This window comes from Methylocaldum sp., from assembly GCF_039794385.1.
In the GTDB taxonomy this organism is placed as follows: Bacteria; Pseudomonadota; Gammaproteobacteria; order Methylococcales; family Methylococcaceae; genus Methylocaldum.
The window spans coordinates 1-8,273 of record NZ_JBDIVO010000219.1; the positions used below are offsets into that span (position 1 = coordinate 1).

General features: G+C 52.6%; 7 protein-coding genes. All 7 read right to left on the reverse strand.

The window, feature by feature from the left end:
* Window positions 1-40 precede the first annotated feature (40 nt).
* The gene (locus ABJK70_RS16705) at window positions 41-484 is read right to left on the reverse strand and encodes a MerR family transcriptional regulator (RefSeq protein ID WP_347258520.1); all 444 of its coding nucleotides are present in this window, start codon (window positions 482-484) and stop codon (window positions 41-43) included.
* Window positions 485-934: 450 nt separating this feature from the next.
* Window positions 935-2,623 carry a hypothetical protein gene (locus tag ABJK70_RS16710; RefSeq protein WP_347258521.1) on the reverse strand — a complete coding sequence of 563 codons (1,689 nt, stop codon included), beginning with the start codon at window positions 2,621-2,623 and terminating at the stop codon, window positions 935-937.
* Window positions 2,624-3,059: 436 nt separating this feature from the next.
* Window positions 3,060-3,455, reverse strand: a complete 396-nt coding sequence (locus tag ABJK70_RS16715; protein WP_347258522.1) for a hypothetical protein — start codon at window positions 3,453-3,455, stop codon at window positions 3,060-3,062.
* Window positions 3,456-3,804: 349 nt separating this feature from the next.
* Complete coding sequence (locus ABJK70_RS16720) at window positions 3,805-5,886, reverse strand: AAA family ATPase (RefSeq protein ID WP_347258523.1); 2,082 nt, start codon at window positions 5,884-5,886, stop codon at window positions 3,805-3,807.
* A 270-nt stretch (window positions 5,887-6,156) separates the two neighbouring features.
* Entirely contained in the window at window positions 6,157-6,390 is a 234-nt protein-coding gene (locus ABJK70_RS16725; protein ID WP_347258524.1) for a hypothetical protein, read from the reverse strand.
* A gap of 267 nt (window positions 6,391-6,657) precedes the next feature.
* Window positions 6,658-7,914, reverse strand: coding sequence for a tyrosine-type recombinase/integrase (locus tag ABJK70_RS16730; RefSeq protein ID WP_347258525.1), 1,257 nt, complete (start codon window positions 7,912-7,914; stop codon window positions 6,658-6,660).
* A gap of 168 nt (window positions 7,915-8,082) precedes the next feature.
* The coding region (locus tag ABJK70_RS16735; protein ID WP_347258526.1) for a hypothetical protein at window positions 8,083-8,273 on the reverse strand (191 nt) is incomplete at its 5' end.

Below are 8,273 nucleotides of genomic sequence, written 5' to 3' on the forward strand. Positions count from 1 at the left end.
CCGAGTGCGATAAGGTTCCTCTCGATTGCTTGCAAAGCGCTCATTTCAGCTGAACCGCAGGAAAGAGTGGCAGTTGTCTCAAAGGCTCATGGGGAGCGAACTCGGCGCCGAGAACCTCTAGGTGGGGATCTAGGCGGAGCAGGACGGCGTCCCGTTCGGGGTCCTCTCCATGCCGTAGGAGTACCCAATCTCCGCCCGCATAGCAGGCTAGACGACAACCGACCAGGGATGGAAAAGAGATTCCGGCCAACCGACTGGCAAGTCCATTAAAAAGGTTTCGATGCGCCTGCAGTTCCATTCGAAAAGAGTCCCGCATTTCGACAGCCAACCGCAGAACGAGAACCGTCTGCCAGCTATACAGGGCAAGCGTACCGGGGCCGGAGGGCTGAACATCCGGTTTCACCAAACCACGGCGGCAGGTCCACTCGCGAAGTTGGTCAGCACTGAGTCCGGTGAGTCTAAGAACCTCTTTCGCTTGAATCATTATGCTTACCTCTCGAGTGGGTATTATACCCTCTTTATGTTAAATAAACGGGTATAATACCCGGTTACTTTTGCGAAAGCTTAGATTATTTTGGCAGATGCTGTCCATCAAGGATGACGCGATAGACTACCTCGCCCGAGATGTCGTTTCATGTTGAAAAAGATTGCAGGGCGAGCCGCAGTCCGTGACGGACCACGCGAACTAAGGTGCTGAGAGTGGCCTACCCATTCGATTAATAGCGAAAGGCGAGGTCTGGCCGAGAGGGCTGAGGAATTATTCACGGTGCGTTTCCTTACTTTGTGGGACAGCGTCAGAGACATCGGCTCTGACGCTGTGGATCAAAACTGCACCACTGGCGATCCCCGGGGATCAGGCCAAAAGAAAACCGAACTACGGCGACACCGACAAGTACGCTGTCGCCGTATTACCTCAAGCGCCTTTGGCGCCCAATCACACAAAACACATCGGTTCCGTCCCTATGGCCACTTCCTGCGTGTAAGGGTCGTACGACCCGTGCAAAGGCAGCATCGAGAAAGTTTCCGAAATCTGGGTAGTCCCAGCGGGATGGATCGCGACGGAAGAGAGGAACTCCGTTGTATCCTCTACAAATACTGCATCAACAAAAGTCGCAGAATAAATAACAGGGGTGATTAAAAACAGCTTATTAGAGGGTCTCAAGATAAAAAGATAAAGTTCCTTGGTAACGTAGGTGTCTTGCGCTCCGTCTTGAGCGAAGATGCTGACATTAAACGCTGCTCCGAAAGGATTTCCGCGGAGTAAAGGGCTGGGGCTACCTGCGAAAGCTGTCGCTATTACTCCGCCATTAGCATCCAGACCGGAGCTCTCATTAGTCACTTCATACATGAACTGTTGGTCTAAGACGTCCCAAGTAACCGTCGTGGTGGTTGTGCCGTTGACATAACCACCCATGAAAGGCGACAGCTCCCATTCCTTAGAGATCGTTTGTGATTTACTAAACGAACCGGACAGACTGTACACCTCCGTATCTCCGAGTGTCACTGAGTAGGAGAAAGTCCCGGACGACTCCGTACTGCCGGAAAAACTGCCCGCGGTCGGCGGGTTAGACCCTGGTGGAAACGGGCCAGGGGGATCTCCAACTCCTGTCCCGGTTCCAATATGCTCATCCTCCCAGCGGACCTTAAGCATTTTGAGATTGTCGCTGCCGTCGAAAAAGCACCCCAGCACTGTGTCCGTTACTGAGTTTGTGGAGGAGTAACTGGACGCCCGAAGATCCACAGGCCCATAGGAGGATTCGTAAAAAAGGCTATACGTCGGAGTGATGCCACCAGAGCTGGAGGCCGTTCCAAAGACCGCCCCATACGCAAGGAGGACTGTTGGGGTGAAAGTGAATTCCTCCGCCGAGCCTCCGTACTCCACGGCTAGAGACAAGAACGACAAGGATTGAGCCGTCACCTTTAGGGAGGAATCGAGGTCGATCCCTATGCCTGATAGAGAACCTCCGGCCGTGCGTGTGGAGAATACAACCTGACTGCCGTCCGATTTCGCATCTTCAAGCAGCCATTCCGCGCTCGGCGTAACACCGGAGCCTGCCGGTACACCTATGTCTGGCCACTCAACGGTGTAATTGGCCTGTTCCTGCGCTTTTCCGAACTCGCCAAACCGAGTCACCGTGAGGTTCATCACGGCGCTGTTCGCTGCAGGCATATTGACCGATGTGATCTGAATTAGCCAACGGGAACCGTCTCCCGTCGCCAGGAACATCCAGGGCCCAGGAGTGTTGTTGAATATGCTAGTGTTCTTACGGTATATCTGGCCGCGGGCGCCCGACATAAGGGCTTCCGGACGCCACGAGAACCCGTTGATCTCGTCTTCAGCCAGTTGTCCAGCCGTTCGGTTCGGCGCAGTCCAGCCGGGCCGTTTGAGCCGCAAGGCTCGTCCAAATTCTTGATACAGCACTCCGTGCGGCTGCTCACAGGGAATGTAATATCGCCCCTCTTCGGCGTCCCAAAAGCATTGTAGACCATTGGCCAGGTAGTAGTTGCCGCCGGCAGTTTTGGGTTGGGTAGTTGTCGGAAGATACAGCCGGCCGTTTTTCACGAGGCCGTGGAGAGGGTTGCCCCAGATTTTGATTTTGTCTAATTCGCGAAAAGAGGACATGTTGACTCCTTAATGGATTCCTTTGGTGGAACAGTGTCAGTGACCTTGACGCTGTTCGTGCTGGCTGCCGGATCGGGGCGCTACCGCCCACTGGGCCAGTGGCTTAGATTCAAGTTGCCGGTATCAAAGATTCCCTCGAATAGCTCCTGATCCATCCACCTCGACTGCCGGTCAATCTCCAGCAGCTCCTTCCGTTCGTCCTCCGAAAAGTAGTCGGGTAAAGGTGTTCTCAGCCCGTGGGTTATTGGGTGTAATAGATGTCCGCATAAGATGGCCTTAAACCGCTTTCGCGTCATCGTTTTGGGCTTTAAATTCTGCGCTCGTTGGCTTCTGAGCCTCCGCCCCAAAGCGATGCACCAGAAAGCGGAAAACGGTGGGTAATCTTGATGTGTTGTCATGGTTTTGGGCCTCCTTGCCCCTGATTGAGAAAAAGCGGTTAATTGGTTGTGGTCGGCTCCAGCTCGACCGGGACGTCGACGACGGCGGGGGCGGCGCTGTTGGGTTTCTCGACCGATCGAGCGCTTAGCCGTTCGACCAGCAGCACGATCGTTCGAGCGGCCATGATCTGTTCGGCCGGCCGGTTCTTGTAGGACAAAGCTCGCTGCAGTACGTCCAAGGACTCGCGTACAAGCTTTGACAACCGCGTAAGAAGCTCCTGTTCGGCCTCTGATCGAAGATGCTCTAGTTCCGCCCGGACCTCGGGACGTTTGAGAAGATGACACGCGCTGACGACGTGATAACCGGTTTCGCGTGCGGCTTGAGCTTGCGAAAGGCCTTCCGCCAATCGAAACAGGAATTTACGTTGACGAGGACTGAGAACGTTAGGCTTCATTAATATACTTCCTTGCTCGAAAGAGATATCTGGTGCCGGCACTTATAGGTGCCGGCCGTGTGTCCGGCCGGGCACCTATATATATAGGCCGGTCGGACACGACAAGTTACTGATAAATAGGAGAAAAGTTTGTCCGACCGGATTTTTCGCCGGACACAAGCCGAAATCGCTGTAGCCCAAAAGTGGCACGGCCTCCAGTGTCCGACCGGATTCTTGTGTCCGGATCCGGATGCCGGACGCCGGACACAACTTTCATCTTCGAAACGACTAAACTGCGGGATATCGGGCTTTCGGCCTTGTGTCCGACTTTGAATCCGGCTGGACGCTGAGATCCGAACACAAGGTCGATTCATGATCCCCTCCTTGGGAGCTCGATAACTTCCGCCGTTTCATTAGGAGTTAGCAACTGCTGCTTGTTGCGGTGCTCGCGGGCGGCTTCCGGGAATCGGACGGCAGCCTCAATCTTGTCTTCGAGCTGGAACCAGCCTTTATTGAGCCCATCCCGGATCTCGGAGTCGAGCTTGTCTTTGCCGACACCAAAGGGGCCATCGACACCGCCGTACTGGCGAACAAACCCCGATATCGTCCAGAGTGTGCCGTTTTTCGCATCTGCTTCAATTCGATCCCGAATTTGAGCGAGGCAGGCCGCCTCGCTGATTTTTTGCGGATCGGCACGTCGGAGGTATCCATTAAATTTGGCATGGAGCCAAAGATCCGTGTCCAACCGGCAATAGTTCGACTTCACCATATCGAACTTCACCCAAGTAGTATGGTCGCTGTGCTTCACTTCTTTCTTATCTGCCGTACGGAGTTGCGCCGCCCAGCGGATGCCATCGATCAGCGCCGACGATCCCCGTGATGACACCTGAGAGGTCTCTCGCTCCCGGAGTGCTGCCTTGGAGATGTGATGCGCGACAAGCACAGTTGCACCGGTCGCCTCTCTGATCTCTTCGAGTACCTCAACCAACCGCGACATATCGGAAGCATTGTTTTCATCGGCGTTAAAAATCCGGGAAACTGGCTCGACAACGATCAATCGTAGGTTTTCGATCTGTGTTGCCAGTTCGATAATCTGCTCCACCCGTTTGGTTTTCTCGGCTTGGTTGCCGCGCTTGGTGACGAGAGCGTTGTCCTGCCCGACCAGTGATCTAATAAACAAGTTTTGGCGTACCGCAGCTTTGATCGCTTGTTCCGTCTCGTCGTTAGCCAGCTCAGCGATAACCATCCATAGACGCCGATGGAGTTCATCTGAATCATCCTCGAGCACCAGATAAAGCACTCCGCCCGCATGCTCTATCTCACCCAAGCCATCAGCCCATGACATGCCGGTAGCTATCGCAATGGCCAACTGGATCAGGAGCGTTGTCTTACGGCTGCCGCCTGCTCCAAGGATTGCGCCAACGATATTGGCTGGTATGCGATCGCGAACCAGGAATTTCCGAGGCGGTGGGGCAATGTCCAGGTAACGATCGCATCGGAACTCGTCCAAGACGAGTCTCAATGCCGTTTCGATTTTCGGGATGGGATAGGCAGCACGAATAACTCGATTCGCGATCTCCTGAAAGCTTACGCCGTTTAATCTGTCCTCATCAAAATCCTTAGCTGATGGAATAGCTATACGGCAATGATTTTCAGTTGCCGCTCGTTCGGCAGAGCGGATTCCAGCTGGGTCATTATCTCGGGCAATGACGATATCGGCTTTAGGATTCCTCTGCCGAAGGGCACGTATTAACGCCGGGAGATTGGTAGCGGACAATGCCGCGAGCACAAGCGTTTTTTCGTCGGGCCGAAAGGCTTGGCCGAGTGTGATGGCATCAGATACGCCCTCAGCAACAGTAATTTGATGCGCAAGGAGGATCGCAGTTGAAGGATCATCGGCAAAAGGGGCATAAAATGCACCTGATTTCTTGGCCCCCTTAGCCGCTGTTTTGCTGCCGTCGGCAAGGATGCGTTCATATCCTCGAAAATCGCCTTCAACGTTGTAAATCGGGAACCAAGCCTCTGAATCACTGACTTTGAAAATTGGTGTCCCATTTTCTGAGTGGAATATTTTCCTCTGCAAGTAAGGGCTATCGGAAAATTTTCCATCAGGGCAGGCATCATATTGCCTTTTGAGTTTTTGCAGGGGCTCACAAAGGGATTTCTCACAGTCGTCAGATTCATCAGCGAATTCCTGATCATTCGCAGAATAGCCGTGTTCTTTGGCCAGATGAACAAGCGTTCCAAGCTTGATATCTCCAGGTTTCAAGAAGGCTTTAAACCGTCTTTTGATTTCATCCCTTCCAGGGTATTTCTCGGATCGATTTGACCATGCATCAAACAGGTCAAGTCCCTCGTCCTCGTCAATTGTTTCTTGGCTGACCGCATCGCCAAGAGCAAAGCCGATATTCCGCCATATTTCGTAATCATCGCTTGGAATATGCTCCAACATAACCCAAAGTTTCTGAGCATATCCTGAGAAGTTAGCGGCATCGAACGTGGGTCGTTGACGGTCGTTTTCAGTAAGGTGGGTTTGAGGTTTCAGCCCCTTGAATGGGGTCTGAGGATGTGCAAAGCGTCGTAGTGACACAATTGTTCCCCTAGATCGGTTTATCTGGGGCACAGCGAAGCAGCAGCAAGATGACCACATATCAGCAATCGCTGATATACTAGAGATGCCAATCATCTTAGCCGCGGCTGCGTCCCTGCGCCGCGGTTTTCCTTATTTTGTTCCCGCCTGCATCGACTGCCGCCAGACAGCAGCAGCATCAGAGCTTATCAGCGGCTTCCGTCCAACTTTAAAGATTGCTGGACCTAGTCCTAGCCTTTGCAATTCGTAGAACTTGCTGCGGCTGATGCTATGTATTGCACAAAATTCAGGAACTGTTATCGCAGCCTTTTGGCTGATTTCGATCTGAGGAGTAGGCGCTTTTGCAGGTTTTCTCTTACGGGGCATGGATGTCTCCACTAGTTTTTAACTGACCGTAATAGTGTGCCAATGCACCCATGAAAAGTCTAAAATCTTTTTGTAAACAATAGCTTGTGATATTTACTATAATTATGACCACAATTTGTGAAGCACCTCACATCATTAATAACTTAATAACGGATACTTCACATTCTTGCCTTTCAAACTGTGAGATTTCTTAGTTCAATTATATGCTTCCAAAAAGGAATTATATTATTGATATATAGGAAATGACCGAGCGGTCTTCACGTAAGGCTAACGAACTGCCTTTACTTTCTTATCGGCTTTATGGCCGAAGCTCGGCAAAAGGGTGCGGACGGTATTCGTCAGAGTTTTATCGCACAGGTGGGCATAGTGTCGACTCGTGATTCGGGTGTCGGCATGACCGAGTAATTTGCTGATGGTCAACAGGTCCGCACCGGCCTGTGCCAATAACGAGGCATAGGTATGTCGAAGCTCGTGGAACGATATCATTGGTCGTATTCGTGCCGCTTCGCAGGCCTCGGTCATGGGCCTCAGCTGATGACTTCGGCTCCACGGCGTGCCATCCAGCTTTGTAAAGGCCAACTCATCTCCGGTCTTGCCCGCTATCACTTCCGCAAAGAAGCTTAATCCCTCTTCGGACAAGGGTACGTAACGGCCTTTGCCGGATTTCGCCTCTGCGGAGAGAAACACCAATCCGGTATCGAGATTTATATCGGTAACGCGTAAGCGAGCAAGTTCTGAATATCGGCTGCCGGTAAACAATGCCGCTTTGACGAGCTGCCGAAAATCTGGACGGCATGCATTAATCAATCGTGTCGATTCCGCTTCGGTCAAGAACCGAATAACCGGCTCATCTACATTGTTAAATGGTTTTACTCGCCGCCATGGGGTGTCGTCAGCAACTAATTCATCCTCGAAGGCTTTATTCAGGATCGCCTTCAGCACGGTCAGAATTCGGTTTGCTGTCGACTTCCGTGCCCGCTTCTCATCGTGCGTGATTGGGTGTTCCTTATATGCCTGTTCCAGCCCTCGCTTGGTTCGTTTCCGTGCCGGCCGCGTAGCGAGCTTAGTATGCCACTCCTTTATATCCCGGCTGCTCAGATTAACGATGGCTTTGTCGCCGAGATCGGGGAGGATGTGGGCCTCGATGGTCGCTAGTGTTTCTTTATAGGCCTTCCGGTGTTGGCGATACCATTCGAGATATTTCTCTGCGGCTTGAGCCACCGTGATCGTTGAAGGTGTCGGTTTCGCGTGTAATTCGAAGCCTCTTTTTTGCGCCTGGGCAAAGCTCAGGATGCCGTATCCGTCGGCATCCTGGAAATCGTCGGCTTTGCCGATCGCCCGCATAGAGCGTTTGCCAATTGCCGTGTCGTTGACGCGGATACTCCATGTCCCCGCACCGTCCGCATTCCGCCGATAAACCAAAGACAGACCGTCATCGAGCTGAAGCCAATAAAGTTTGCCGCGCTCCAGCCTGAGTCTAGCCGTGCGGGTCTCCAACCGCGAATCTCTAAGCGATCTCGCCATACTGGAATTTCCACCGTGTTGCTTCGTGTTGCTGAAATATTGCTGCGATGTCCCTAAACCGTCGCGCACAAGTATAGACAGTCAGGTATCTTTATCGCAACATATCAATAACATACGTGTGTCCGCTGAAGTGCGCCAAAGTGCACTGAAGTTGGAGATGAAACTCTCTCACGGCGGCAACAGGGGTTCGAACCCCCTTGGGGACGCCAAGTTTATATAACCTTGGGACAGTAAGGTCCCGACGGTCGTTTGTCCTTCCGCCCGCAATACTTTCTTGCCTTTCCGTTCCACCGGAATACACCGAATCGGTTCCTTGAGCAGTTGCCGGAGCGCTTTTCGTGCCGCGGCCACATCGCGCT

Coding starts and splice junctions, on each gene's coding strand:
- ABJK70_RS16705 (WP_347258520.1), bottom strand. CDS start 484: ATGATTCAAGCGAAAGAGGTTCTTAGACTCACCGGACTCAGTGCTGAC.
- ABJK70_RS16710 (WP_347258521.1), bottom strand. CDS start 2,623: ATGTCCTCTTTTCGCGAATTAGACAAAATCAAAATCTGGGGCAACCCT.
- ABJK70_RS16715 (WP_347258522.1), bottom strand. CDS start 3,455: ATGAAGCCTAACGTTCTCAGTCCTCGTCAACGTAAATTCCTGTTTCGA.
- ABJK70_RS16720 (WP_347258523.1), bottom strand. CDS start 5,886: ATGTTGGAGCATATTCCAAGCGATGATTACGAAATATGGCGGAATATC.
- ABJK70_RS16725 (WP_347258524.1), bottom strand. CDS start 6,390: ATGCCCCGTAAGAGAAAACCTGCAAAAGCGCCTACTCCTCAGATCGAA.
- ABJK70_RS16730 (WP_347258525.1), bottom strand. CDS start 7,914: ATGGCGAGATCGCTTAGAGATTCGCGGTTGGAGACCCGCACGGCTAGA.